This window comes from Bacillus sp. JJ1566, assembly GCF_036962685.1.
Taxonomy (GTDB): domain Bacteria; phylum Bacillota; class Bacilli; order Bacillales; family Bacillaceae_L; genus Ferdinandcohnia.
In genome coordinates, this window is the sequence record NZ_JBALOP010000028.1 from 60055 (window position 1) to 85401 (window position 25347).

Below are 25347 nucleotides of genomic sequence, written 5' to 3' on the forward strand. Positions count from 1 at the left end.
GTACAAGGATGTGTCTATTTTGAAGAGAGAACTAGAGTTTGATGTCGTGGTTGCAGGGGGAGGTCCTGCAGGCATTAATGCAGCGATTGCTTCAGGTAGAGCAGGAGCAAAAACACTACTTATTGAAAGATACGGATTTTTAGGTGGGATGTCTACGGTAGCTTTAGTATATCCGTGGATGACCTTTCATACATCGTCTGGGAAGCAAGTCATAAGAGGGATTGCACAAGAAATTGTCGATAGGCTGATGGAACAAGGTGGCTCACCAGGTCATTTACGGGATACAGTCGGGTTTACCAATACACTAACTCCTTATCATCCTGAAAAATATAAGCTATTAGCCCTCGAAATGCTAGAAGAGGCTGGAGTTGAAGTTCTTGTTCACAGTTTTGTGGATAAGGTTGAGGTACAAGAGAATACCATTTCATCTATTAATCTTACAACGAAGTCAGGACCAATCACTGTTTCAGCAAAGAGGTTCGTTGATACAACAGGTGATGCAGATATTGCCTATCTATCCGGAGCCCCGTGCTTAAAAGGAAGGGACAGTGATCATAAAACACAACCAATGACAATGAAGTTTCGTATGAGAGGCGTCGATTTGTCAAAGGTAAAAGAAGAGATGAAAGCAAACCCTAGTAATTTTTATAAAAAAACACCAATTGGCGAATTAGATGAACTGCCATTAACAGGTGTTCAAGGTTTTTATAAGGAATGGAATGAATCAGGAGTTCCGATTAACCGTGATCAAGTACTCTTTTTTGCAGGTCCTGAGGAAGATGAGGTTTTAGTCAATTGTACACGTGTTCAGGGGTTAGATGGAACAGATGTATTTGACCTATCTGAGGGAGAAAAAGAAGGTAGAAAACAAGTCCTGATGATGGCTGAATTTTTACAGAAAAAGATTCCAGGTTTTGAAAAAGCATCGATTTCAGCTGTTGGTACTCAAATTGGTATCCGAGAAACCCGCCGTATTGATGGACAATATGCCCTTACAATTGAGGATGTAGTGGCGGGGAAAAAATTCGACGATACCATTGCTCTTAGTGGCTACCCAATTGACATACATGACCCAACTGGAAAAGGCGTCCAGGCAAATGACATCGAAGGAGATGGAAGCTATGGTATTCCATACAGAAGTCTTATTCCAAAGAAAATTGAAAATTTATTAGTAGCGGGGAGGTGTATTTCAACTACACACGAGGCATTAGCAACAACAAGACTTACTCCTAGTGCAATGGCAACAGGGCAAGCCGCTGGAACAGCCGCAGCACTTTCAATTACTGAAAATGTTGCACCGAAGGATATAGACATCAACAAGCTAAAAGCGATTTTAGTAGAAAACGGGGTAGTTCTATAAGGTGTAAAAGTAAGTAATATTGAGGAGGAAACCAATGAAGAAATGGAGAAAGATGCTTTCTATTAGTCTTGCTGTCCTTTTGTTATTTAGCTCAGCCAGCGTAATAAGTGCTGCAAAGGAAAAAGATGAAATTGCAACAATCCTAATGGTTCCACTTGATGATCGGCCAGCAAATATTTATTTTCCTACCCAAGTAGGATATTCTGCTGGTGTTGAAGTAATTGCACCGCCAAAAGAGATGATCGGAATGTTTACGACACCAGGTAACGGTGAGGAAATAAGTAAATGGTTAATTGAAAATGGAGACAATGCAGATGGGTTTGTCATTTCAACAAGCATGCTTGCCTACGGAGGATTAGTTGCCTCTCGAACAGGTACAAAGTCGCTTGAAGATGCTCGCTCTGATATTCAGGTGATTAAACAGCTTAAAAAGCTTTATCCTGATAAACCAGTTTATGTGTATGATACGATTCAACGATTAGCCGTCACAGCAATTAGTGATGAGTATTTAAAGTATTATTCACAAATTAGTGAATGGGCAATTCTTTATGATAAGGTTGTAAACCTTGGGATGGAAGGAAAGGAAAGACTTGATTATTTAGAGTCAATTATTCCTGAAGCGGTACTAGATGATTATAAAAAAGCAAGGGCAAGAAATCACACAGTAAATAATCTGATGATTGACTGGGTGAAAGAAGGTTATATCGACTATTTAATCTTATCCCAGGACGACGCTGCCCCATATGGCCTTCATCGTGCTGAAAGGGAGCTTTTACTTGAAAAAGTGGATGCTCTTAATGTTGAAGACCAAGTAGCAGTTTTCCCAGGCGCTGATGAAGTGGATGTGGTATTGGTATCGCGATTTGTGAATCAACTATTTGGTACAACACCAACATTCTTTGTCGAATATGGTGGGACTCACGGGGAAGATTGGATAGCTCCTTTCGAAGATACAACCTTTGATTATAATGTTCAAAAACATATTGTTTCAGCTGGAGGAAAAGTAGTAACGAACGAAGAGGATGCTGATATTCATCTTCTGTTAAACACTCCAACAGCAGCTGATTCAACAAGAGAAAAAGACATAGCAGGTCTTGTAGCGAGAACTAGTGAACTGATTGCTAGTGGAGAGCAGGTGGCCATTGGAGATGTTTGGATCGTGAACAAGGCTGATGAAGCGTTTGTGACGGAGTTAGCGGAGAATGTGGATTTAACCAAGATTCTTTCTTATAGTGGCTGGAACACGGCCGGAAATGCACTGGGTATTACAGTAGGTCATGCCGCGGCAAGGTATGCATTTTTAACACAAGAAAATGGATTTGGTGTTCCTTTGTACGAACAAACAGCTGAGTATCATTACGAGTTTTTACTTCATCGTTTTACCAAGGACCAAAGCTATAAAAATATCGTTCATCCAGCTGCAAGAGCGTACATTCAATCTATCGGAGCAAGTGAATGGGACCTTGGTGAAAAATATGACCAAGTCAATAGCTTTGTACAAGAAAAGTTAACACTTGAAACAGTAAAGTGGTACCAGTATTTTGACGGGAAAGAAGTATACATCGGCTCCAGAGGAAACAAGGATTTCTATAAGACAATCTCTGATTTGGAAAGTGTTCACGTCAAACTTCCATGGCCGCGTATCTTTGAAGCCGAACTCGAGCCAGAGCTTGAATTAAAATAGGAATTTTTGCGAAAGAAGGTAGACTAACTTGGTCTATCTTCTTTTTTATTTGGGCAAGGCTATGTGGGCATGGGGGAAGTTGCATATATACAGTTGGTGATGCAAAAACAGTGGGTGCCGCAGATGCAAAAAATGTGTATGAGGACGCAAATATCCGTGGGGCGGCGCAAAAATGTATGGGATGATGCAAATATAACCCGGATGGCGCAAATCGGTGGTGGACGACGCAAATATCATCCGGACGATGCAAATCCGCGGAAAATCGACGCAAAAATCAGACCCAGGACGCAAATCCCGGTACAGCGATACAAATCCGTTTGCAACCTAATTCCACTCCTGAGATTTATAACCATTCACATTTTTTTACAAGGAATTATGATATGATAGTTGCATAGTTAACGAGAGAAGGGTGAATGATTTGAAGGTTATTGGACGGAACGACCAATGCATCTGTGGGAGTGGAAAAAAGTATAAAAAATGCTGCGGCCGGTCTGCGGTCGTTTCAATAGATCAAGTCGTGGAAAACGAGCTGAATGATATCCAACATGATATGTTTCAGTATGCACTTCATTTGTATGAAGAGTTCTTAGATGATGTTTTGGATGAGTATGCGGATATTTTTAACGAGCTGCCAGAGGATGTGTACGATTTATTTTCATTCTTTTCACGAGTTTGGGTGATTAGCTCGATTCCGACTGATGAGAAAACCATTTTAGAAGAGTATGTTGATATCTATGGTCCGAAATGCAGCCGTCCACGAACTCGTGACCTTATACAAAAATGGAAGGCAGCACGTCCATCTGCCTACACGGTGACTGAGGTTGACGAGCGGAGAACCTTTATGACGGTCCGTGACATTTTTACAGAAGTAGAGCACAGCGTGCGGATTTATGAAACAGAGACGGAAGTGGAAGTAGGTTATTTTGTGTTCGGTACGTTATTGCCTGCTGGAGCGAACTCTATCTTTTTCCCGACGTTTCTGGAGTTGCCAACGGAATTTGCAGCAGAAATGCGAAAGATGATTCTTGACCTCTTTGAAAAAAGTGGCGAGACGAATCCGGTTGATTTTATGTCACATGATTTTATCAACGTATTCATGGTTTTTATGTTTGGAAAGGATTCCGTATCCGCAGAGGATTACGAATGGAAATCGCCAAAACAGCAAGAGGTAGCGGAAATGTTTCAGGTTCGGATGAAGGAGTACGATTACGAAGAAGAAATTATCGGAATTGGACTTACATTGTGGCATAAATATTGTGAGCGTAAAAACCCGAGGATTATCAAAACGGGAATATATGAAGCGGCATTGGTGTATATGATGGAATTAATTTATCCATACGAGGGCACTTCCACCCAAGAAGAGCTTGCCGAGGAATTTGATGTGTCACCAAGCAGCATCTCGACAAAATTCAAGGAGCTAGAAAAAGTCCTTTACGAGGAAATTGAAAAATACAAAGCCCTTGTCGATAATGATGAATTTGATGAGCACTTATTTTAAGGAATAAACCAACTCTACTTGAACCAACAAAAAGCAGCGAGAGAAAAAGCATGTTTTCCCCTCGCTGCTTTACTATTTTAGTGGCGTTATAGGCATCCATTATGGGATGATTTTCTTTATAACTGGAATTCGTCTAATGATTATTACAGCTATTAAACTGATGGTAATCACTATAGCCACATTTAGTGGAATTGAAATGATTGGATGCAAATTGTAGTAGATTTTATTAAAAATGGATTCCATAAAGAGTGACATCACCAATATATGGATAAGGTAAATACCGAAACTAGTTTGATTTATCCATTGAAATAGCATTGGAATTGGCTTTGAAAGACTTTCTTCTCTAGATTTAAATAGAATAAACACTCCTACTGATACAAGAAATACATTAGGTGAATGGTATTCATACCAAAATTCACTAAGCGCCCCACCAGCGGATTTCGTGTATATATATGTAAGACTAAAGGTAGCGAACAAGCCAATAATTGCACCTATATAAGATGAAATTTGTAATTTCCTAGAAATTGTATATGTTGATAAATAGTATCCTAGGATAAAGTATCCAACATAGTTCATTACAAAATATAATTCAAGATTTATTTTAATTCCAAACAAGTAATCCGTCGTTTTAGAAAACACTGAAATAATGAACCATAGTAGGAGAAAATACTGTATGTCTCTTTTGGAGGCATGCCTTGTCAGAATTTTCAATAGTGGTGTCACTAAATAGAGACCCAGGATCATGTACATAAACCATAAATGATAACTAATAGAATTTGATAAGAACATAGAGCCGAATTCTGTAGCAGAAAGAGTAAAGTGCCCTCGATATACCTGGTAAAAATAATAAATAAGACTCCAGCTTAATAATGGAACGAAAATTTTCCCGATTCGTTTTTGCATAAACTCCTTATAAGTTAATGTCTTATCATTACGAAGAAGGAGTGCACCACTTATCATGACGAATATCGGTACAGAGCATCTCGATAAGGATTCGAAAAGATTGCCAACTAACCAATATGATTGAGGATGATTGTAAAGATTTTCTGCAACAGTCCATGCAGAAACATGTATAGTTACCACGCCGATGATTGCGAAAATCCGCAGCCAGTCCAGGAAAAAGTATCGTTTCAAATTCCTTCTACCTCCAATAATTGTTTCTTTCTAGGTTTCAAAATTAATAGTATACACAAAACCTTCTAGCGTCAAAAGAAAATGTGAGAATTTTTTTAAATGATTTAATGGGGATGTATCCTTCTTTTTGGATTAACATTAGGCTTCGTGACCTTCCACTCTAAAACAATTCATAATAAGGTTTCCTTACTTGAAATTAATATAAAAACCCATACCTCCATTTTGGTTAAAATATCACCTTTTTCCATCTATTTTATGCAAAACTGTTTAAGAACTGCCGCTTAACCTGGTAATGTGAAATTCACCATAAATACACTCATGTTCAATTGGGTAAATAGAACTACCTATCCGCCTAATGGCTCATTTTTACAGAAAATAAAGGAATTTGTCGGATTCCTGTGTAATTTGTAGAAATGAAGCTACGAAAGGGAGGATATAGAATGAAGAAAATGGTCAAGGTTTTAGGAATTGTGCTTGTGCTGTTGATGCTTGCCCTGCCTGGAAATTCTGTTTTTGCACATGAGGATGATGAATGCGAGTGCATCGATCTCGTCGGAGCGGAGCGTAATAAAGTGGTATCAAATATATTAAAATCGAACGAGTTTAAGATAGTGAAATCAGAGAAAATGAGTGAGGGCTATGAGTTTGCTGGAGCTGATAAGGTGATGGCTGTCAAAATGCCGGCACCAGGGGATATCTTTTATACAATGGTTGCTATGCCGTTTGTAAACGAAAAAGGGGAATTGTTGTTTGCGGTCTTTGCGGATGGAATTCATATGGGGGATGGCCCGCCTCCAGCACATTAAATGGTTTTTAAACCCCTAACAGCTGAGTTAGGGGTTTTGTCATAAAATTGTAACGATTTTCCTTTGCAAAATTTGTTGGATAGTGTAAAATGGATTTTAATTGGAAAATAAGATTGGTAGGTAAAAAGTATGAGTGCCGAACAACTTTTAAACATTATGATAGATATTCAGAAAAAAGTAGAAGGAACAGCTTCTATAACAACAGAAGAGGTCATGCAGGATCTCATTGGTAGATTGAAAGAGTGTCAATCTGTTTAAGTTCAAAAACCAGAAAGTCGAAGTCAGAGGGGAAACTCTGGCTTTTTTGTGTTTCTATAAAATTAAAGCCCTTTCAAAATCTGTAAAAATATGAGAATATAGAGTTGTTCGGCTGTACTCCCCTACTTCTACAAGTGGGGGATTCTTGTATAAGAATGAACAATTTTCATAATATCTCCGGCGGAAGCCAGAGATTTTTAGAGGAAATTATCGAGCATGAACTGGCACTGAGCGCTTTTGCAGGGTAATTACGAGTAGAATCATGATAAACAATTGGGCGCAAATACCCACGGCGCGTTTGATTTAGTAAATAGGAGGAACTCTGATGACAAAGGTACGATTTGGTGTTTTATCTACAGCAAAAATTGCGAGAAATACATTGATTCCAGCCATGGAACGCGCGCATAATGCGGAGGTCGTGGCTGTTGCGAGTGAAAGCGGGAAGGCCAAGGATTTTGCGGCAGAGTTAGGCATCCCTAAAGCTTATGATTCATACACGGATTTATTGAATGATCCTGAAATTGATGCAGTATACATTCCACTTCCAAATCAGCTACATAAACAATGGGCGATAGAAGCTGCACAGCACGGTAAGCATGTGCTTTGTGAAAAGCCAGCTGCGTTGACATCACAAGACGTGGAAGAAATGGCGGCAGCCTTTAAAGCAAATAATGTGATTTTTATGGAAGCGTTCATGTATCAATTCCATCCACAGCATAACCGTGTGAAGGAAATCATTACATCAGGTGAAATCGGTGATGTGAAGCTGATTCGTTCGACGTTCTCTTTTCTTCATGATTTAAATTCAGGCAGCATAAAGATGCAAAAGGATCTTGGCGGCGGAGTGCTTTACGATGTGGGCTGCTACTGCATTCATGCAAGTCGCTTGATTACGGGCGAAGAGCCGGTTGAAGTAAAGGCAACAGCGAATCTACATCCGACACATGATGTTGATATTACTGCAGCAGGTACATTGAAGTTCGAAAGTGGTGTAATTGCGAATTTTGATGTGAGCTTAGAGCAACCATTTAATGCATCTTATGAAGTTATTGGTACAAAAGGTTCTATTCTAGCAAAGCATGCTTTCCGTCCGGATAACGAAGGTGGGAACGGCGTACTAGTTGTAACCGGAGAGGCTGGACAGCGTGAAGAAACGGTTCAGGGTGACCAGTACAAGCTTCAGGTGGAGCATTTTGCGGAAAGTGTCCTATCCAATAAACAACCGATGTACAGTGTGGAAGAAACATTGAAAAATATGCGTGTGATTGAACAGGCTCTTGCGTCTGCTCGCTAACTTTATTCAGCAGAAGTCCCAACTTCCGTAAGTGGGGATGGAATGTATAAGAGTCTCATCATTCAGTGGAGTATTCAAACCATGGCTGAATAAAGTTAAAGCCTCCGGCGGAGACATGCGATTTTCAAAGGAATCTTTTCAAGCAAAGATCAAAGATTAAAAACGCCACGTCTTGTGGCAACGTCGTGTGGGCCTAAAAAATCTGTGAGCAAATACGCCAATGCGCATTTGAATAAAAGTCAGCCTTCGGGTTGGCTTTTTTTGTTTTTAAGGAAACTATAAAATCCTACCTTGTGGATAACTTATTACGTTGTTTAGCTACATCCAGCTCCAGCGCCTAGCCCCTCGAGGTCACAAGCCAATCTGTCAAGAAGGTTAAAGTGCAACCTTCTAGCCATCTTATCTTGTGCTTGTCGGGACTGTTCAAGGAGCTTGCGCTTTTGTTCTTTCTTCCTCTTTTGCCGGCAATTCCTTCCCTCCAAATCTAGTAAAACTTTTTCTATCAAAAATGTATATCTATCAAAATTGCGGCAATACTAGATTACTAGAGCGGGACGGAGGGACAGGTCCCTCGTCCCAAATGGGACAAGGGACCTGTCCTTGTGACCCAGAAACGGAACCGTCCCCGTGGTTCCTATAAATGGAGGGATTTTAGGATGAAAACGAGTGTTGAGTTACCAGAGGTGTTACCGGCGAGTAAGGATGATTTTTTTAAGTTATTGTTAGATTTAGTAGTAAAAAAGTAATAGGGTTCGTGGTGTGAAGTATTGTTCAAAGGTGAAAAAACTTATATACTAGTGGGTAGAAAATCATATATTTGAAGAAAAGGGCAAACTTTCTGAAAGGGTGTGGCCCAGAAGCATAGGGTCTACCGTACACTGTACTATGATCGCCTGTCTACAAAAGTATCAAGCGTTTAGGCCAATCAATAGAATTGGCTTTATTTTTTTGCCTTGTTTTTCAATATTCAACAAGAAAGAGGTATCATAGATGAAAAGTATTCGCATGCGATTATTTGCTAGTTTTTTTACGATAATAATTCTTTGTATAGGCTTATCAGCCTATAATTATTTTGCAGTGTCCAGTATGAATCAAAAGACGGATCACATGGTGTCTGAGGAACTCACTGTTTTACTAGAATATGATAGTTTGAAATACAATATTGCTCAGAGCATTGCGTTGGCTCGTGGGTTTGTACTGTATGGGGAATCTTCCTATAGAAACGATTATGATATCTATTCTGTGGAATATGATTTAACCAGTCGAAAGTTAAGTGCGATGAAGATCAAAGAGGTCGAGGAACTTTTACGCGAGACGAAAAAATGGCGTGACATGATTAAAGAGTATGTGTTTATTCCTTATGAAAGTGGCAATGCCGAGCTTGCGAAGCATAATCTGCAGACCCACATCCAGCCGGCTGCAAGGAGCTTAATGGATCAAGTTGAAAACCTTTCGAATCAGCGAGAAAGACAGATTGTCCAGGCTGGTGAGGACGTTGTTAACTACGGTGAGAAGGCGAACATCGTTGGGCTTGTGGTATCCGTAGTTGCGATTATTTTAGGAACAATTATTTCGATTGTTACCTCCGAAGTGATTTCAAGACCAGTGAAACATGTGGCGTATCGTATGAAGGCGATTTCGAATGGTGAGCTTCAGGCAGAGCCTATTAAAACAAAGCTCAAGGATGAAATAGGCCAGCTTGTAACGGCGGTCAATGGTATGAATGAAAACCTAAGAGGCATGGTCAAGCAAATGGCTGTTGTTTCCGATAATGTGACCGGCCAGAGTGAGGAATTGACCCAATATGCGGATGAGGTCATGGCTGGCAGTCAGCAAATCGCCGTCACGATGGAAGAACTCTCACGCGGTTCAGAGGACCAGGCAACATCGTCCACCATTTTAATTGAAAAAATGTCCGATTTCTCACAGGAAATCATGCAGGTTGCAGTGAAGGGCGATGACATTAAAGACCATTCACAAGGGATGCTAACACTAACAAATGATGGAAATGCCTATATGGAAACATCGATTCAACAGATGAACAGCATCCATGAAAAAATGAAACAGTCCCATGCGATGGTGGTTGGGCTGGATAACAAAACTAATGAAATTACGAAGCTTGTGAATGTGATTCAAGAAATTGCAGGACAAACGAATCTTTTAGCATTGAACGCAGCGATTGAGGCTGCTCGCGCAGGTGAACATGGAAAAGGCTTCGCCGTAGTCGCCGACGAGGTGCGAAAGCTTGCTGAACAGGTTGGAAAATCCGTCTCTGAAATTACGTTGATTGTAAAAGATATTCAAATTGAATCTAAGCAGGTCGTTCAATCCTTGGATGACGGCTACCAATCTGTTGAAGAAGGTACCGCGCAAATCCAAACAACCGGTAAAACATTCAATGAGTTAAAGCAGAAAATCGCTGATATCGGCACCCAAATTGAGGCAATGTCCGGCTCCCTCTACGGTGTGCTTGATGACACAAGAGAGATCAGTGGAGCCATCGAAGGTATTGCTGCGGTGGCGGAAGAATCGGCAGCAGGCGTCGAGGAAGTATCGGCAACTGCCCAACAATCCAGCAGTTCAATGGAAGAAGTCGCAAAAAGCGCCAAACAACTCGAAGAAAACGCCGGTGAACTAAACACATTAATCCAGAGATTTAAGCTGGAATAATGGGACAGAGGGACAGGTCCCTTGTCCCAGCTGGGACGAAGGACCTGTCCCCGTGTCCCAGAAGAGGAGGTACCCATACGTGTTAAATATCGGAGACATTCTTTTTCAGTTATTTGCACTTCTCGTTCCACTTAGTTTTGTTACGATTCTCGTCTATGTGGTGCGTTTTTCAAAGCGTGTCAAACGATTAGAAGAAAAGATAGATGAAATTTCAAAAAAGGTAGAGTAGGCTTGGGAGATAATCTCAAGTCTTTCTTTTTAGGGGGCCTCATTGTGATCAAAACATTAAGGGAGTTTGCAGCAGCTATTGGTGATCGAAAAATCGTTTGGGGTGTTGGCGGGTCACTTTTATTAAGCGTTCACGGGCTTGTTCAGCACCCAAACGATATTGACTTGCTGGTGAAAGAGGAGGACGCTGTGGATCTCAATGAGATTCTTGCAGGGCTAGGAACGCCCATTGAGGCGGAATCTAAACTGCCTTTTAAAACGAGCCATTTTGCGAAATTCAACGTTGGCGGTATTCAAGTCGATAGCATGGGCGGATTTGCGATTGAACATAATGAAGGGGTTTTTCGGTTGCCTTTTGATGAGGATTCGGTTGTGGGGAGTTTTGAGGAGATACCTATAAGTTCGCTTGAGGACTGGTATGTTTTGTATTGGTTAATCCCGAACAAACAAGAGAAAGCGATTCTGATTGAAAATCATTTTAAAAAGAATCGCGTGAAGCATCCAGGGTTGCTTGTGCGTGCTCTGAACCAGCCACTGCCTCATGAGATTAGAGAAAAAGTGGTAAAATTGTTGGGATAGAAAACGAATGCCTGTGCGTAAGGCATCCGTTACTTTTTCACACTCATTTTTACGTTCCGAAACATGAAAGTGGTTTTCTCTTGCTTGTTTGTGAGCACCATCGCATCGATTTGGGAGGTGGTATCCTGAAGCTCCACCTCAAGCTGAATCGTCCGCCAAGGTTCGTGCAAGCCAATCACCGGGGACGCTGTCTCCGCTAAAAAAGTTCCGCGCCCATCAGTCTCGTCCACAAGCAAATAGACAGCAGTTTCACCCTTTACCTGTACCTCGAAGATAATCGTTTCGCCACCCTTAACCCCTTTTGGCGAGAAAACAAATCCCTCGTTCTCCTCGGCACCTTTTGTTTTTACCTCAAACGTACCATCCTCCACCTGCACCAGCGTTGCACTCACTCCAAAAAATGGCGATTTCTCCGCCGCACTAGTAGGAGAAATAAATATAAAGAAAAACGCTATACTAAGTAAAAGTTTAATTTTCATTATGAGAACCTCCTTTGGGACACAGGTCCGTCGTCCCACTTAGTATGTGTGGGACAGAGGGACAGGTCCCTTGTCCCAAGTGTGGCAAGTTTTCTAATTAGGGAAACAGGCCTATCCCCGTTTAGTATGTGGAAAAAGGAGGAAAACATGTAAGGCAGTAAAAAAGCAACCGGTACATAACCGGTTGCTATACAAATCTATTTGATTTCCAGATGCTTTTTCAAGCGTGTTGAGACGGCTTGGCGTTCTTCTTCGGAGACAATCCAGTACCAGCTGTCTAGGGTTTGGCCAACACCGTTGATGCTGAATTGCTCGATGCTATGACGAGCATCTTTATATTTCGATTGGATGGTTTTCATTTCATCAAAGGAAATATCGGTAGTTACGTTAGTTCCAAGCGCACCTAGGATGTCATCAATTTTTGTGACCGAAGTGAAGCTTGCGCCCTTATCGATAATCCCTTGGATGACCTGCTTTTGGCGGTCCTGGCGGCCAAAGTCACCACGTGGATCGTCGTAACGCATCCGTGCGTAACTAAGTGCTTCTTCACCATTTAAGGTTTGCGGACCCTCACCGAATGATGAACCCTCATATGAGAACGCGAATGTGCTGTTCACTTGGATACCGCCAAGCGCATCAACGATTTGCTGTAAACCTTCCATGTTCACCTTCACGTAATAATCGATTGGTATATCAAGAAATTGCTCAACAGTATCAATTGTCATATCTACCCCGCCAAATGCATAGGCGTGGTTGATTTTATCCTGAGTGCCTCTTCCGACAATTTCAACACGTGTATCACGCGGAATGCTTAGCATTTCCATGGAATTCGTGTTTGGATTAACAGTAACCACGATTAACGTATCGGTACGGCCCTTGTCGCCCGCACGTTCATCCACGCCCATGAGCAGGATGGAAATCGGGTCCGCTTTCGAAATATCAATTTCCTCAGTCCGTTTATCAGATGGACCACGGTCACTGTGCATTTTTCCAACCGTACTTGCAACAGATTGATATAGATAAACGGCATACCCACCGATGGCTAACAATAAAACAAGAGCGATAATCCCAACAACTTTTGGCCATTTCCGTTTTGTTTTCTTATTTGAATGGCGATCAACTCGACTCATATTTATCAACACCTTTTTCGTAGTTTACTAGCTGAATAAAATAGTACACAAGTATTAGACGTTTGAGAAGAGAAAAAGTTACATAATTGTAGAAAAAAGTATTTAATCGTGCTCGAAGTTTGTCGGAATGGGGTTGCAAGTTGGTGCGGAGAATTAAATTCGTGAGACAGGCACTAATATGGGGGCGATGGTGCAAATCCGTGTTCGACGACGCAAATATCGGAAGTATACAATCATGCAAATTCGCCCCTGAAACAATATCCTATGAACCAGATCTGTTTTTTTACACACTCTCCATACAAACTCCCTAATGCCCGCATTTTTGCTACTGCTTGTTAGTTTGTCTATAATATTCTATATTAATGTAGTTTTTATGATAGGGACACGGGGACAGGTTCGGTGACCCAGAAAAAATGGTGGGACACGGAACCTGTCCCTCTGTCCCATCAAAGATTGGGGGAATGCAAATGGCTGCAGATATTGTTGTAGTAGGTAGCTTAAATGTGGACATGGTGGTGAATGTGAACCAGCGACCGGAGTGGGGTGAAACGGTTTTGGGGCATGGTTTTTTCACGGGTAATGGTGGAAAAGGTGGCAACCAGGCGTTTGCGGCCTCGAAGCTTGGAGCTTCGGTTGCGATGCTCGGTTGCGTCGGAGAGGACATTTTTGGCGAACAGCTTTTAAAAGGCTTGAACGACGTTGGTGTTGATACTACTAATATTGAAAAAATTCACGGCGTTTCGTCCGGTGTGGCTGTGATCAGCGTGAATTCAGAAGGTGAGAACAGCATCATAGTGTCGCCGGGAGCGAACGACCATGTGACACCTGAATATGTGAAAAAACACGAGCAGGTTATTCGCGAGGCAAAGCTTGTGATGATGCAGCTTGAGATTCCATTGGAAACAGTTATTGAAGTTGCGAACATCGCTCATGCATACAATGTTCCGGTTATGCTCGACCCTGCGCCAGCGCGAGAACTTCCAGACGAGCTTTATAAAAAAGTAACCTACCTCACTCCAAATGAGAGTGAATTAGGAATTCTGGTCAATGCAAAAATTTCGGATGCCGAATCTGCGAAAGCGGCGGGCTTAAAGCTTTTGAAAAAAGGTGTAGATACGGTATTTGCAAAGCTTGGTGGGAAAGGTGTCGTCGTGTTGAGAGAAACAGAAACGTTCTCTGTCGACCCACAAACTGTGACTGTAGTTGATACGACCGCAGCAGGCGACGCATTTGCGGGTGCGCTCGCAACAGCACTCGTCAGTGGGAAGAACTTGCATGAAGCTACTGAATTCGCAAACACAGTTGGCGCGTTGACGGTGACGAAAAAAGGTGCCCAAAGCTCAATGCCAACGCTTGAAGAAGTGGGACACGGGGACAGGTCCCTCGTCCCAGATGAAAATTAGGAGGTAAATTATGAAGAAAATTATTTTTGATGTAGATACGGGAATAGATGATGCGATGGCGATTGCCTATGCTGTAAACTCACCAGAGCTTGACATTCTTGGATTAACGACGAGCTACGGAAATGTCGCGGTTGATGAAGCGACGCGGAATACGCTTGCGGTTTTAGAGAAGCTTGGAAAAAAGATTCCGGTATACGCAGGTTCAGAAAAGCCGCTGGTTCGTGGGAACCGTGAAGGCTTTGCGAAAAAGGTCCACGGGGAAGATGGGTTAGGAAATGTCTTGGATTTTGAGCCTAAAAATGCTGGAGAAAAGCAGTCTGCGGTCGATTTCATCGTCGAACAGGTAAAAATGCTTCCTAATGAGGTGACGATTATCGCTGTGGGACCGTTGACCAACCTTGCTCTTGCGCTTCAAAAGGCACCAGAGATTGTCGGGCAGGTTTCCAACGTCGTGATTATGGGAGGTGCGGTCTTTGTACCTGGAAATGTGTCGCCACACGCAGAGGCGAATATTTTCACAGACCCTGAGGCGGCCAAAATCGTGTTGTCATCGGGATTACCAATAACCTTGGTTGGGTTGGATGTAACGATGCAGACCTTGTTGCCAAGGAATAAAGTAGATGCATGGCGCGGTTCTGAGGTCGGCGACTTTTTTGCGGACATGGTCGGTTTTTATCATGACTTTTACGAAACCGCGAACCCCGGAATTGGTGGCTGTGGTCTCCACGATCCATTGGCGGTAGGTGTAGCAATCGACCCAAGCTTCGTAAACACGAAGTCCATAGGAATCGAAGTAATTACAGAAGGAGAAGAAGACGGCAGGACAGTACCGGTAGTGGATGGAAACCCAAAAATCCAAGTTTGCACTGAAGTCGACGCACCACAATTCTTGGATCACTTTTTAAAAAGAACGCCTGTTGCACAATAGAAAATTCGAGCCCATGCTACAAAAATAGTAGCATGGGTTCAATTGTTGTAATATTGTTATAATATATAAATTTTAGGGACACGGGGACAGGTCCCTTGTCCCAGGAAAAAAATGGTGGGACACGGGACCTGTCCCTCTGTCCCAATAGAAGGTGGCATTGTGATGGAACAGCAGGTTGTGGCGTTTTTAAAAGAGAGAGAGTCTGAGATGGTGGAGGTTTTGAAGGGGTTAGTGGAGTTGGAATCTCCGTCTCATGATAAGGAAGCAGTGGACCAGGTAGGTGAGCAGGTTCAGGAGCTTTATAAAAAATATGTTGGCGGCTCGATTCAGAAGTTTGAGAACGAGCATTCCGGGGATCATTTTCGCTGTGAGTTTGGTGAGGGTGACGAGCAAATTTTGATTTTAGCACATATGGATACGGTTTGGCCAAAGGGTACGCTTGAAGATCTCCCATTCCGGATTGATGGCGATAAGCTTTACGGACCGGGGTCATTCGATATGAAGGGCGGCATCGTGCAAGGGTTATTTGCACTCCATGCGCTTAAAACACTTCAGGTTTCATTGAAAACAAAGGTTGTTATGTTGTTTACGTCAGATGAGGAGATTGGAAGTGATTCCTCACGGGCGTTAATCGAAGCGGAAGCGAAAAAAAGCAAATATGTCCTTGTTTTGGAATCTGCGGCAGCTTCTATTAAAGGAAAGCTAAAAACCTCCCGCAAAGGTGTCGGTATGTTTACGATAAAAGTTCAGGGACGTGCGGCACACTCTGGAATTGAGCCTGAAAAAGGAATTAGTGCAATCGAGGAGCTTGCCAGGCAGACACTTTATTTACACGGGCTAACGGATTTTGAAAAAGGAACAACCCTAAATATAGGATTGATAAAGGGCGGAAGTGCATCCAACGTGGTCGCTGCAGAAGCCGAGGCCGAATTGGATTTGCGCGTGAAAAATTACGCCGAATTTAATCGAGTCATTCCATTAATTCAAGGCTTGACGCCGTCTAAGGAAGGTTTAACGATTGAGGTAACGGGTGGCATCAATCGTCCAGTGATGGAAAAAACACCTGAGATCACAAAAATGTTTGAAACAGCGAAAGGCTTGGCGAAGGAATATCTTGGTTTTGACTTGGACGAACAAGCAAGTGGTGGCGGAAGCGACGGTAGCTTCGCATCGCAATTTGCCCCAACCTTAGATGGGTTAGGACCAGTCGGTGACGGGGCTCACGCGTCAAACGAGCATCTGCTTATTTCGCAAATGCCGGTAAGAAGTGCACTAGTTGCGCTACTTATTGAAAAATTGGCGAATGAGTGACTGGGACAAAGGGGTGGTGGGACACGGGGACAGGTCCCTCGTCCCAGAAAAAAATGGTGGGACACGGGACCTGTCCCTCCGTCCCAACCGGAATTTTGTTGATAAGTTACCGAATTATTTAGACAACTCATCGGGTTGCTGTTATAATATTCCTCATTACTCTAATGTGAGGTTATGAACATGTATTTTAACAAGGAAGAGTTTCAAAGCAAGCATCAGAATCACGGAAGATTATTGGTGAGTTGTCCTGACCAGCCCGGAATTGTGATGGCCATCTCCCAATTTTTATATTCATTCGACGCAAATATCATTGAATCCAGTCAATATTCCACACACCATCAAGAAGGAACGTTTTATCTCCGGATTGAATTTGACTGTCCTTCACTAGATGAGAAAAAGCCAGAGATGGAGTCTGCGTTCGTCGAGGTTGCTGAAAAATTTTCGATGAAGTGGAAACTAATTAACGTCCAAAATGTAAAAAGAACAGCCATTTTTGTTTCCAAGCAGCTTCACTGTTTGAATGAGCTTTTATGGGAATGGCAAAGTGGAGATTTGATGACGGATATTGCGGTTGTTGTGAGCAATCATGAGGATGCGAGACCTGTTGTTGAAAACCTTGGAATTCCATTCGTTTACATTCCAGCAAACAAAGATATCCGCAAACAAGTTGAAGAACAGCAATTACAGCTTTTAAAAGAATATGACATTGATTTGATCGTGCTGGCGCGTTACATGCAGGTGTTAACACCAGACTTTGTCGCGGCATACCCAAATCAAATTATTAACATCCACCACTCGTTCCTGCCAGCGTTTGTGGGAGCGAGACCGTACGAGCGCGCCTATACGCGCGGGGTAAAATTAATAGGTGCAACCTCTCATTATGTAACAAACGATTTGGACGAGGGCCCGATTATTGAACAGGACATCGCTCGCGTTGATCACCGAGATGATGTAGCAAGACTGAAAAAAATTGGTCAAACAATCGAACGAAGCGTGCTTGCGCGTGGTGTGAAATGGCATCTTGAGGACCGAATTATCGTGGATCATAATAAAACAATAGTGTTTTAAAATGCAAGGACATCACTCATGTGGTGTCTTTTTTATTTTCCATTACAGCATACAATTACCCAATCACGAATAAGAAGCAACAATTCAAATTGACGATGCTATATTAGAATAGTGAAAAGAACCTTGTGATTATCCTTTACCTAATATATCCTAAAGGGAATAAAAAAGGCTTTAATATAGAAGTAAAACAGTAATTACATCCTATTACATGAATTATTCTAATATTGGTGGACGACACAAAATCTAATCCTAAATCTCCTCTATTTTTATAATCTCATTTAAACGCTTTCAAAAAACTATTTACACAAAAAAGAGATAATGTTAAGATAATTAAAAATGTAATAAATATTACTTTTGTTTAAAATGTTGTTATTTTTACTACTAAACAAATCCAGTTATAGTAATTACATATTCATTATTTGGGGTGGAAGAATGGGAACTTTACGTTTTAATGGTGGATTAATATGGAATCAATCTAGTTTTTTACAAAATGATGTTTTTGAGATTCAAGTGGAAAACGAGGGTAATCATGAAGTTTTCCTTCCTGACGATGCATTGCTTGTCCCAGCCTTAATTGATTACCATTGTCATCTTTGGGCACCAGGAGCAGCTTCAGTTGGAGTTACAGATACAGAATATCTATCTTCTGGGGTAGCTGCGGTTGGAGACGCTGGAACATTTGGCTATGATGGGTGGGAACAGGCGGATAGATTGTGGCAAAATAGTTTGTTGCAAGTTCGCTCGTGGTTGTCGGTATTGCCAGAGGGATTAACGATACATCCGAATCCGAATCCGACAAAACCTGAAAATATTTCGTTAGAGAGATTAGTAGAAACAGCCGCTCGATCAAATGGCAGACTCCTTGGTTTTAAGGTACGCCTTGGTCAAAAGGATAAAGTAAATGATCGTGGATTATTGAAATTAGCTCGTGAAGCTGCGGAGAAAAGTAATTTAAAAGTCATGGTTCACATCACGGATTCCAATTTATCAATTGATGAGGTTGTAGAAATCTTACGACCAGGGGATGTGTTGACGCATCCATACCACGGTAATAGAGGAAATATATTCAATCAATCAGGACAGGTATCAAATGCCTTAAAAGATGCGATTAAATCAGGTTTGATTTTAGATGTTGGACAAGGCAGTAAGCACTTTTCGTGGAATTCGTTTAAGAAGGCTGTGGCTGAGGGAATTAAACCGCACACAATTAGTACGGATCTTGTAAGGAATACATGGAAAAAGGATCCTGTTAATGATTTAAGTTATGTTCTTTCAAGATTTATAGCTGCAGGTTTTACAAAAGAGGAAGTTATTACCTCAGTTCTTGATAAACCATTAGAATTATTGGGGATTTCAATTAATCCGAGTGAAAACCTTGTTGTGTTAGAACCAAATCATGCTCCAATCAAGTATGCAGATTCTGTTGGAGATATCATTCAGGGCAACGTACTTTACAAACCAACTTATTATATGAATCGCGGGAAATCAATTTTTGTAAGTGAGAGTTTAGTTTAAAAAAATACTTTTACGTAGGGGGTAAAAAAATGAAGAAAATAGTCATCTTTTTAATGATCACAATGTTAGTTACTGTTCTTACTGCTTGTGGAGGTGCTTCTCCTAAAACTTCAAGTGCGAAAAATAAATTTCCAGATAAACCAATTACGTTGATTGTCTCTTTTGCAGCAGGTGGAGGTATGGACACAGGAGCACGTATTTTAGCGCCATATTTAGAAAAAGAACTCGGTGTACCGGTTACTGTTGTAAATCGTCCGGGCGCAGCTGGATGGATTGGATGGTCAGAATTGGCTAATGCAAAACCTGATGGATATACAATTGGATATCTTGGAACGCCGAATATCATTAATGGTTATCTCGACCCTAAACAACAAAGAAAAGAAAACCTAGAGAGTTTTACTTTAATCGCAAGCCATTTATCAGATCCAGGTGTCATTGCCATTAACAATGATGAGACTCGTTTCAAAGATGTGAAAGAGTTAATGGAATATGCAAAAAAGAATGAAGTTACGATTACAACAACAGGTGTTGGCAGTGACGATCATATTGCTGCATTGAAGCTAAATGAGAAATTTGGCACTAAATTTATTCCCGTACATACAGAAGGTTCTGCAAAACAAGCACCTGCTGTAATGGGTGGACATATTGACGTAATGTTTGCGAATGTTGTGGATGTGATCAATCTGAAAAAGACTAATGACATCAATGTAATTGCAGTACTGTCTGAGGAAAGAACTCCATTTTTTGATGATGTTCCGACATTGAAAGAAAGTGGTTATGAAGGCGTGTTATCAAGTGCAACCCGTGGTTTTGCAGCACCAAAAGGGCTTGATGAAGAAGTGTTGAAAGTGTTAAGTGATGCATTTGAAAAGGCAATTACAAATGAAGAACATATTAAAAAGCAAGCTGATTCTGGCCTTGCGGTTGATTATAAAGGAAGCGAAGCTTATTTAGAAGAGATGAAAGGGATTGAGCAAGAATTAATTGGGATTAAGAGCTTGCTTGGATGGGAGTAATCATTTCATTACTAGATAAGAAGTATACATGTTATCTAGTTTAACTCTATAAGAATTGCCTGCTAGTATTTGCAGGTGATTCTTTAAAACATTAGCAAAAAGAGGGACGGATGTCTTTTGAAAAATCTTGGTGTTTATATGAGCTTGTTCTTTCTCATATTCGGTGGAATCATTTTTTGGCAATCATTATCAATGGATTATTACAGCGACTATGGACCGGGACCTGGTCTTTTGCCACGTTGGGCAGGAGGTCTAATTATCGTTCTGTCCCTTCTCAACATTGTATTGTCTCTTAAGAAGGAAATTATCAAGCTTGGAGATGTAATGCCGAAGGGTGAAGGAGCGATAAATGTTTTGACCTGTATGGGGTCATTCGTTATTTTTATGATCATTGTTCCGTTTGTTGGCTTTGTTTGTGGAGGAATCATCACGTTATTTATTCTATTTAAACGGGGTTACAAATGGTATTCGGCATTGGGTTTGTCTTCACTGGTGATATTAATCATTTTTTTCGTATTTGGTGTAGCACTAGATATACCTTTGCCTGTTAATCAATACGGTTGGTAGGAGGTTATTATGGACACACTTATGTATTTACTTTCTGGGTTCGAGACCGCGCTTACATGGACAAATTTATTATATTGTCTAATCGGAGTTACGTTTGGCATGTTTATCGGAGTCCTTCCTGGTCTTGGACCAACAGCAGGAACAGCCTTACTACTACCTTTAACCTTTGCGCTTGAACCCATTTCCGCCATTATTATGTTGTCCGGAATTTATTATGGGGCAATGTATGGCGGTACGATTACATCGGTATTAATTAATACTCCTGGTGAATCGGCTTCCTTAATAACCTGTCTTGATGGGCACCCCCTCGCAAAGCAAGGGCGAGCAGGCGTAGCACTAGGGATTGCAGGAATAGGCTCGTTTATCGGAGGATGTATATCCATTATTGGTTTGATTTTAGTCGGCCCTCCTCTAGCAAAATTAGCTCTTAATTTTGGTCCGCCAGAATTTTTTGCAATGGTGTTTTTAGGATTAGCCCTTCTCCTTGGCTTGATGGGGAAATCAATAGTCAAGGGACTTTTAGGCGCACTATTTGGATTGTCCTTAGCCTTTATTGGGCAAGATTTAAGCTCTGGGGTGTTGAGATTTACGTTTGGCCAAACGCATTTAATGAGTGGAATTGATTTTATTGCGATTGCCATGGGGTTATTTGGCTTATCTGAATTGTTTCTAAATGCAGAATCGAAATTAAGCGCTAATGCAGAAAAACCACCTAAGGTCCAAGGACTCCTTCCTAGACGTGAGGAATGGAAGCCAACAATGAAATCAATCGGACGTGGAAGTATATTAGGGTTTTTTATCGGGTTGATTCCAGGAACAAATTCAGTCATTCCAACAATATTAAGCTATTCAATGGAAAAGAAACTAGCAAAGGATCCTTCACGATTTGGAAAAGGCGCATTAGAGGGAGTTGCAGGTCCAGAAACAGCGAACAACTCATACTCTGGTGGGGCATTAATCCCTCTTTTTACACTAGGTATTCCAAGTTCTCCGACAATTGCCGTCTTACTTGGTGCATTTGTCATGCATGGATTAACACCAGGTCCAGCACTGTTTCAAGATAACCCAACCTTTGTCTGGGCAGTTATCGCTAGTATGTTTATCGGGAATGCCATTTTATTGATGATGAATTTACCGATGGCGAACTTATGGGCAAAAATAACATTGGTTCCATTTAGAATACTTTTTCCAATCATTCTAATTATTACGATTGTAGGTACGTATGCATTAAACAATAGTATGTTTGATGTAGGTGCCATGTTAGTATTCGGAATTCTTGGCTACTTTCTGAAAAAAGCTGACTTTCCGCTGGCACCAATTATTTTAGCCTTTGTACTCGGTGGATTGATGGAACAAACTTTAATCCAATCGTTAACCATCTTTAGGGGAGATTTCTTCGAGTTCTTTATGCGTCCTATTTCAGGTACGATTTTGGTAATTGCAATCCTTTCTATTATTGCAAGTGTGATCGCAACAATAAAAGATAAGCGGATTGTCAATGAAGATGTTGAAATGTAATGATGGGCTATTTTAGCCCAATTCTTGGTTTTTATAGTCGTAAAAATTACTACACTTTATTTAATCGAAAAATATATCACATCATTTTTTAAAAAAGGGAGAGTTTGTTCGTGACTAATATTGCACCTCTTGTTTCGAAAGAATTGATCGAACGCGCCAAAAAGCTTAATACGACACTAATTTCAGATGCAATGGGCCGTACGGGTTCAATGGAACATACGATGAAACCAGTTGCACCAGGAATGAAGGTTGTGGGAACAGCACTAACGATTGAACTTAGTCCTGGAGATAATCTATTTTTACATCAAGGTATTTATACGGGTGGAGAAGGATATGTACTCGTAGCAGATGGGAAGGCACATACAGAAAATGCGTATCTTGGCGAGTTGATGGCAGACGCTTCAAAGGCGATAGGAAATGAAGGGATTGTCATTGATGGATTTGTTCGTGACAAAGAAACGCTAGCTCAAATGGGATACCCAATCTTTGCAAAGGGCTTTATTCCAAATGGTCCATTTAAAGAAGGGCCAGGAGCTATTAATACACCGATTTCATGTTCAGGAGTTGCTGTTTACCCTGGAGATTTAATAATTGGTGACGAAGATGGTGTTGTTGTCGTACCGAGAGAAAAAATAGAAGATATCCTTCAAGAAGCCGAAAACAAGCTTGAATATGAAAAAACACGTTTGGAATCAATTGCTACGTATGTAGAAAATCGTAAACAAGGAAATGCTGATATAGCTAGTATTGCTCCACCTTGGCTTGAAAAGAAAATAAAGGAACTTTCAATTTAAGAGGGGGTGGAGAAATGGAATTAGGATTCATTGGATTTGGGGAAGCGGCTTTTGAATTAGCAACAGGTTTAAAGCAAGAAGGCTTATCAAAAATAGTTGCATATGATCCGCTTTGGAACGAGGCACCATTCAGTGATTTGGTGCAGAGTCGTTCACAGAAATCGCAGGTTGGACTTGTTGAATCACCTGAAGAGGTTTTACAAATGGTTAAGATCGTGATGGTTGCGGTGCCAGCTGATAAGACACTTGAAGTAAGTAAACAATTACAGCCTCATTTACAAAATGATTGTATATATATTGATGTTTCAGCTGCTAGCCCTATTGTAAAGCAAAGAGTAGCTACAATTGTAAATGAAAAGGGTGCGAAATTTGTTGACGTAGCAATGATGGGTTCACTACCGGTATATAAACATAAGGTTCCTATGCTTGCGAGTGGAGATGGAGCTACTTCATTTATCGAGCTTATGCTGCCTTACGGAATGAACGTTACAGAAGTAAGTGAAGTACCAGGAGAGGCTACAGCAGTGAAGTTAATTCGAAGCATTTACATGAAGGGCGTTGCCGCATTGTATGTAGAACTATTGGAAGCAGCTCATGCGTTTAATGTCGATAAACTTGTTGTTGATTCGATTAGTGAATCAATGAAAGGACATACATTTGAAGAAACCATGAATCGTCTCGTGACCGGCTCATCCATACATGCACTCAGACGTTCGATTGAGCTCGGTGGAACGATCGAAATGCTGGATTCTGCTAATATTGACTCTTCCATGTCAAAAGCAGCGAAAGCAAAACTTGAAGATCTCTCTAAGATGAATTTGAAGGATTATTTTAAAGGTGAAAAACCTGAGCATTGGCTCCAAGTTATTGAAGCATGTAAGGTAGCAAATTAAGAATTAAAATTTCTAGATGGATTTATTTTGACCACATCCTAAGGCTACTCCAGGGTTACTGTTAAGTGGAGGCGTGCGTTGGGACATGTGGTTTTCTTATTACGGAAGGAACTAATTGGAGAAACATCCCATTTTTACAAAAAACCAAGAATGTGATAAAATTTTCTTGTGAAAAAAATGGCGGAAAAATTACTACAAAATTCTAAAATGGGGATAAAATATGGTAGATCCAATTGTAAAGTTGCAACAAAAAATATCAGAACTAACAGAAGCTCAACGAAAAGTTGCAGATTATATTATTAAGCACCCTTTAGATGTTGCTTTTTTAACGGTCGATCAATTAGCGGGAGTTGTTAAAACAAGTACAACTACGATTATGCGGTTGACATTCAGCCTTGGGTATTCGGGTTATGCTGAATTTCAAAAGGGACTTCAAGAAAACCTTCGAAATCAAGCAGCACCTCAAACGAGACTAGAAGCGAACATAAAGGGATTGGATGAAAATAATTTATGGAGCCGCTATGCAGAAAGCCAAATCAATAGTCTACAAGAAACACTTGATATGATTTCATCGGATCTACTTGAACAGTCATTAGACATGATTGCTTCTGCAAATCGTATCATGTGTACAAGCGTAAGAAGTGGATTACCAGTTGCGCAGTATCTTACACAAGGATTAAATCGACTATTTGGCAACACTCAAATGGTTGTGGCGGATATGAGTGATTGGATTGATAGTGTAGTGGGCATGGATTCTAATGATTTACTGATTGCCGTTAGCTTTCCAAGATACGCTAGAAGAATTATTGAATTAACGGAAGCTGCAAAAGCCAATGGATTACATGTGATAGCCATTACGGATAGTTACTCATCACCACTCGCTAAAAATTCTGATTTGATTATACCGTGTAATTCCAGCAGTATTGCATTTCATAATTCTGTGGTGCCATCAATGTTTGTTGCGGATTATTTAATCAGTGCTCTTGCAATTAACTATCCTGAAAAAACAAAAGACCGACTTGATAAAGTTAATTCCATTTTAACAGGAATGAATTATCATTATTTAAACTAGGGATACGCACCTTGCAAAACCTTTGTGTACTTAGCTCTCCATTCAAAGGGTTCCATTTTGGGATTCATTTTCATTAAAAGATACCATAATAGACGTATGAATTGGCATACGTCTATTTTTATTTTAGTCTTTTTAAACCACA

The 25347-nt window shown here is 40.9% G+C and carries 23 protein-coding genes and 1 riboswitch; of the genes, 20 read left to right on the top strand and 3 right to left on the bottom strand.

Annotated elements, in window-relative coordinates; all coding sequences use genetic code 11:
- Positions 1-19 precede the first annotated feature (19 nt).
- From V7112_RS12680 to V7112_RS12690, 3 genes are all read left to right on the top strand, one after another.
- A complete protein-coding gene (locus V7112_RS12680; RefSeq protein ID WP_335420038.1) occupies positions 20-1360 on the top strand; it encodes an FAD-dependent oxidoreductase in 1341 nt (446 codons plus the stop codon).
- Between the two features lie 34 nt (positions 1361-1394).
- Positions 1395-3044 (top strand): DUF4127 family protein, encoded by a 1650-nt coding sequence (locus V7112_RS12685; protein WP_335420041.1) that lies wholly within the window; start codon positions 1395-1397, stop codon positions 3042-3044.
- A 418-nt stretch (positions 3045-3462) separates the two neighbouring features.
- Positions 3463-4542: an SEC-C metal-binding domain-containing protein gene (locus V7112_RS12690; RefSeq protein WP_335420044.1), complete on the top strand. Its 1080-nt coding sequence runs from the start codon at positions 3463-3465 to the stop codon at positions 4540-4542.
- A gap of 99 nt (positions 4543-4641) precedes the next feature.
- Here the strand turns inward: V7112_RS12690 and V7112_RS12695 are convergent, their stop codons facing one another.
- Positions 4642-5676: an acyltransferase gene (locus tag V7112_RS12695; protein WP_335420048.1), complete on the bottom strand. Its 1035-nt coding sequence runs from the start codon at positions 5674-5676 to the stop codon at positions 4642-4644.
- A 440-nt stretch (positions 5677-6116) separates the two neighbouring features.
- Between V7112_RS12695 and V7112_RS12700 the strand changes: the two genes are divergently transcribed.
- From V7112_RS12700 to V7112_RS12725, 6 genes are all read left to right on the top strand, one after another.
- Complete coding sequence (locus tag V7112_RS12700) at positions 6117-6482, top strand: hypothetical protein (protein WP_335420050.1); 366 nt, start codon at positions 6117-6119, stop codon at positions 6480-6482.
- Positions 6483-6611: 129 nt separating this feature from the next.
- The gene (locus V7112_RS12705) at positions 6612-6740 is read left to right on the top strand and encodes a hypothetical protein (RefSeq protein ID WP_335420053.1); all 129 of its coding nucleotides are present in this window, start codon (positions 6612-6614) and stop codon (positions 6738-6740) included.
- Positions 6741-7065: 325 nt separating this feature from the next.
- Positions 7066-8034 carry a Gfo/Idh/MocA family protein gene (locus tag V7112_RS12710; protein ID WP_335420057.1) on the top strand — a complete coding sequence of 323 codons (969 nt, stop codon included), beginning with the start codon at positions 7066-7068 and terminating at the stop codon, positions 8032-8034.
- 818 nt (positions 8035-8852) lie between these two features.
- A riboswitch (cyclic di-GMP riboswitch) is annotated at positions 8853-8939 on the top strand.
- A gap of 85 nt (positions 8940-9024) precedes the next feature.
- Complete coding sequence (locus tag V7112_RS12715) at positions 9025-10704, top strand: methyl-accepting chemotaxis protein (protein ID WP_335420060.1); 1680 nt, start codon at positions 9025-9027, stop codon at positions 10702-10704.
- A 79-nt stretch (positions 10705-10783) separates the two neighbouring features.
- Complete coding sequence (locus V7112_RS12720) at positions 10784-10933, top strand: hypothetical protein (protein ID WP_335420064.1); 150 nt, start codon at positions 10784-10786, stop codon at positions 10931-10933.
- Positions 10934-10977: 44 nt separating this feature from the next.
- Positions 10978-11511, top strand: a complete 534-nt coding sequence (locus tag V7112_RS12725; protein ID WP_335420066.1) for a hypothetical protein — start codon at positions 10978-10980, stop codon at positions 11509-11511.
- 29 nt (positions 11512-11540) lie between these two features.
- On the opposite strand, the gene V7112_RS12730 is transcribed toward V7112_RS12725, so the two are convergent.
- Together V7112_RS12730 and V7112_RS12735 are read right to left on the bottom strand one after the other, a co-directional pair.
- Entirely contained in the window at positions 11541-11990 is a 450-nt protein-coding gene (locus tag V7112_RS12730; protein WP_335420068.1) for a hypothetical protein, read from the bottom strand.
- A 197-nt stretch (positions 11991-12187) separates the two neighbouring features.
- Positions 12188-13120, bottom strand: a complete 933-nt coding sequence (locus tag V7112_RS12735; RefSeq protein WP_335420071.1) for an LCP family glycopolymer transferase — start codon at positions 13118-13120, stop codon at positions 12188-12190.
- Between the two features lie 413 nt (positions 13121-13533).
- Between V7112_RS12735 and rbsK the strand changes: the two genes are divergently transcribed.
- From rbsK to V7112_RS12790, 11 genes are all read left to right on the top strand, one after another.
- On the top strand, positions 13534-14523 hold the full coding sequence (rbsK, locus tag V7112_RS12740) for a ribokinase (RefSeq protein WP_335420074.1): 990 nt from the start codon (positions 13534-13536) through the stop codon (positions 14521-14523).
- A gap of 10 nt (positions 14524-14533) precedes the next feature.
- Entirely contained in the window at positions 14534-15451 is a 918-nt protein-coding gene (locus V7112_RS12745) for a nucleoside hydrolase (protein ID WP_335420077.1), read from the top strand.
- Positions 15452-15613: 162 nt separating this feature from the next.
- Positions 15614-16762 carry a M20 family metallopeptidase gene (locus tag V7112_RS12750; protein ID WP_335420080.1) on the top strand — a complete coding sequence of 383 codons (1149 nt, stop codon included), beginning with the start codon at positions 15614-15616 and terminating at the stop codon, positions 16760-16762.
- A gap of 180 nt (positions 16763-16942) precedes the next feature.
- On the top strand, positions 16943-17830 hold the full coding sequence (gene purU, locus V7112_RS12755) for a formyltetrahydrofolate deformylase (protein WP_335420083.1): 888 nt from the start codon (positions 16943-16945) through the stop codon (positions 17828-17830).
- Positions 17831-18262: 432 nt separating this feature from the next.
- The gene (locus V7112_RS12760) at positions 18263-19345 is read left to right on the top strand and encodes a hypothetical protein (protein ID WP_335420086.1); all 1083 of its coding nucleotides are present in this window, start codon (positions 18263-18265) and stop codon (positions 19343-19345) included.
- 29 nt (positions 19346-19374) lie between these two features.
- Positions 19375-20361: a tripartite tricarboxylate transporter substrate binding protein gene (locus V7112_RS12765; protein ID WP_335420091.1), complete on the top strand. Its 987-nt coding sequence runs from the start codon at positions 19375-19377 to the stop codon at positions 20359-20361.
- Positions 20362-20478: 117 nt separating this feature from the next.
- Positions 20479-20928: a tripartite tricarboxylate transporter TctB family protein gene (locus tag V7112_RS12770; RefSeq protein WP_335420094.1), complete on the top strand. Its 450-nt coding sequence runs from the start codon at positions 20479-20481 to the stop codon at positions 20926-20928.
- Between the two features lie 9 nt (positions 20929-20937).
- A complete protein-coding gene (locus V7112_RS12775; protein WP_335420097.1) occupies positions 20938-22446 on the top strand; it encodes a tripartite tricarboxylate transporter permease in 1509 nt (502 codons plus the stop codon).
- A gap of 110 nt (positions 22447-22556) precedes the next feature.
- On the top strand, positions 22557-23240 hold the full coding sequence (locus V7112_RS12780) for an RraA family protein (protein WP_335420100.1): 684 nt from the start codon (positions 22557-22559) through the stop codon (positions 23238-23240).
- 14 nt (positions 23241-23254) lie between these two features.
- Positions 23255-24133, top strand: a complete 879-nt coding sequence (locus V7112_RS12785; RefSeq protein ID WP_335420103.1) for a prephenate dehydrogenase/arogenate dehydrogenase family protein — start codon at positions 23255-23257, stop codon at positions 24131-24133.
- Between the two features lie 220 nt (positions 24134-24353).
- Complete coding sequence (locus tag V7112_RS12790; RefSeq protein WP_335420109.1) at positions 24354-25205, top strand: MurR/RpiR family transcriptional regulator; 852 nt, start codon at positions 24354-24356, stop codon at positions 25203-25205.
- The last annotated feature ends 142 nt before the right edge of the window (positions 25206-25347 follow it).

Excerpts from the sequence above, each read along its gene's own strand:
- V7112_RS12730 (WP_335420068.1), bottom strand. The coding sequence starts at position 11,990 with ATGAAAATTAAACTTTTACTTAGTATAGCGTTTTTCTTTATATTTATT.
- V7112_RS12765 (WP_335420091.1), top strand. The coding sequence starts at position 19,375 with ATGAAGAAAATAGTCATCTTTTTAATGATCACAATGTTAGTTACTGTT.
- V7112_RS12735 (WP_335420071.1), bottom strand. The coding sequence starts at position 13,120 with ATGAGTCGAGTTGATCGCCATTCAAATAAGAAAACAAAACGGAAATGG.
- V7112_RS12745 (WP_335420077.1), top strand. The coding sequence starts at position 14,534 with ATGAAGAAAATTATTTTTGATGTAGATACGGGAATAGATGATGCGATG.
- V7112_RS12700 (WP_335420050.1), top strand. The coding sequence starts at position 6,117 with ATGAAGAAAATGGTCAAGGTTTTAGGAATTGTGCTTGTGCTGTTGATG.
- V7112_RS12705 (WP_335420053.1), top strand. The coding sequence starts at position 6,612 with ATGAGTGCCGAACAACTTTTAAACATTATGATAGATATTCAGAAAAAA.
- V7112_RS12685 (WP_335420041.1), top strand. The coding sequence starts at position 1,395 with ATGAAGAAATGGAGAAAGATGCTTTCTATTAGTCTTGCTGTCCTTTTG.
- V7112_RS12715 (WP_335420060.1), top strand. The coding sequence starts at position 9,025 with ATGAAAAGTATTCGCATGCGATTATTTGCTAGTTTTTTTACGATAATA.
- V7112_RS12790 (WP_335420109.1), top strand. The coding sequence starts at position 24,354 with ATGGTAGATCCAATTGTAAAGTTGCAACAAAAAATATCAGAACTAACA.
- purU (WP_335420083.1), top strand. The coding sequence starts at position 16,943 with ATGTATTTTAACAAGGAAGAGTTTCAAAGCAAGCATCAGAATCACGGA.
- rbsK (WP_335420074.1), top strand. The coding sequence starts at position 13,534 with ATGGTGGGACACGGAACCTGTCCCTCTGTCCCATCAAAGATTGGGGGA.
- V7112_RS12760 (WP_335420086.1), top strand. The coding sequence starts at position 18,263 with ATGGGAACTTTACGTTTTAATGGTGGATTAATATGGAATCAATCTAGT.
- V7112_RS12785 (WP_335420103.1), top strand. The coding sequence starts at position 23,255 with ATGGAATTAGGATTCATTGGATTTGGGGAAGCGGCTTTTGAATTAGCA.
- V7112_RS12775 (WP_335420097.1), top strand. The coding sequence starts at position 20,938 with ATGGACACACTTATGTATTTACTTTCTGGGTTCGAGACCGCGCTTACA.
- V7112_RS12750 (WP_335420080.1), top strand. The coding sequence starts at position 15,614 with ATGGAACAGCAGGTTGTGGCGTTTTTAAAAGAGAGAGAGTCTGAGATG.
- V7112_RS12710 (WP_335420057.1), top strand. The coding sequence starts at position 7,066 with ATGACAAAGGTACGATTTGGTGTTTTATCTACAGCAAAAATTGCGAGA.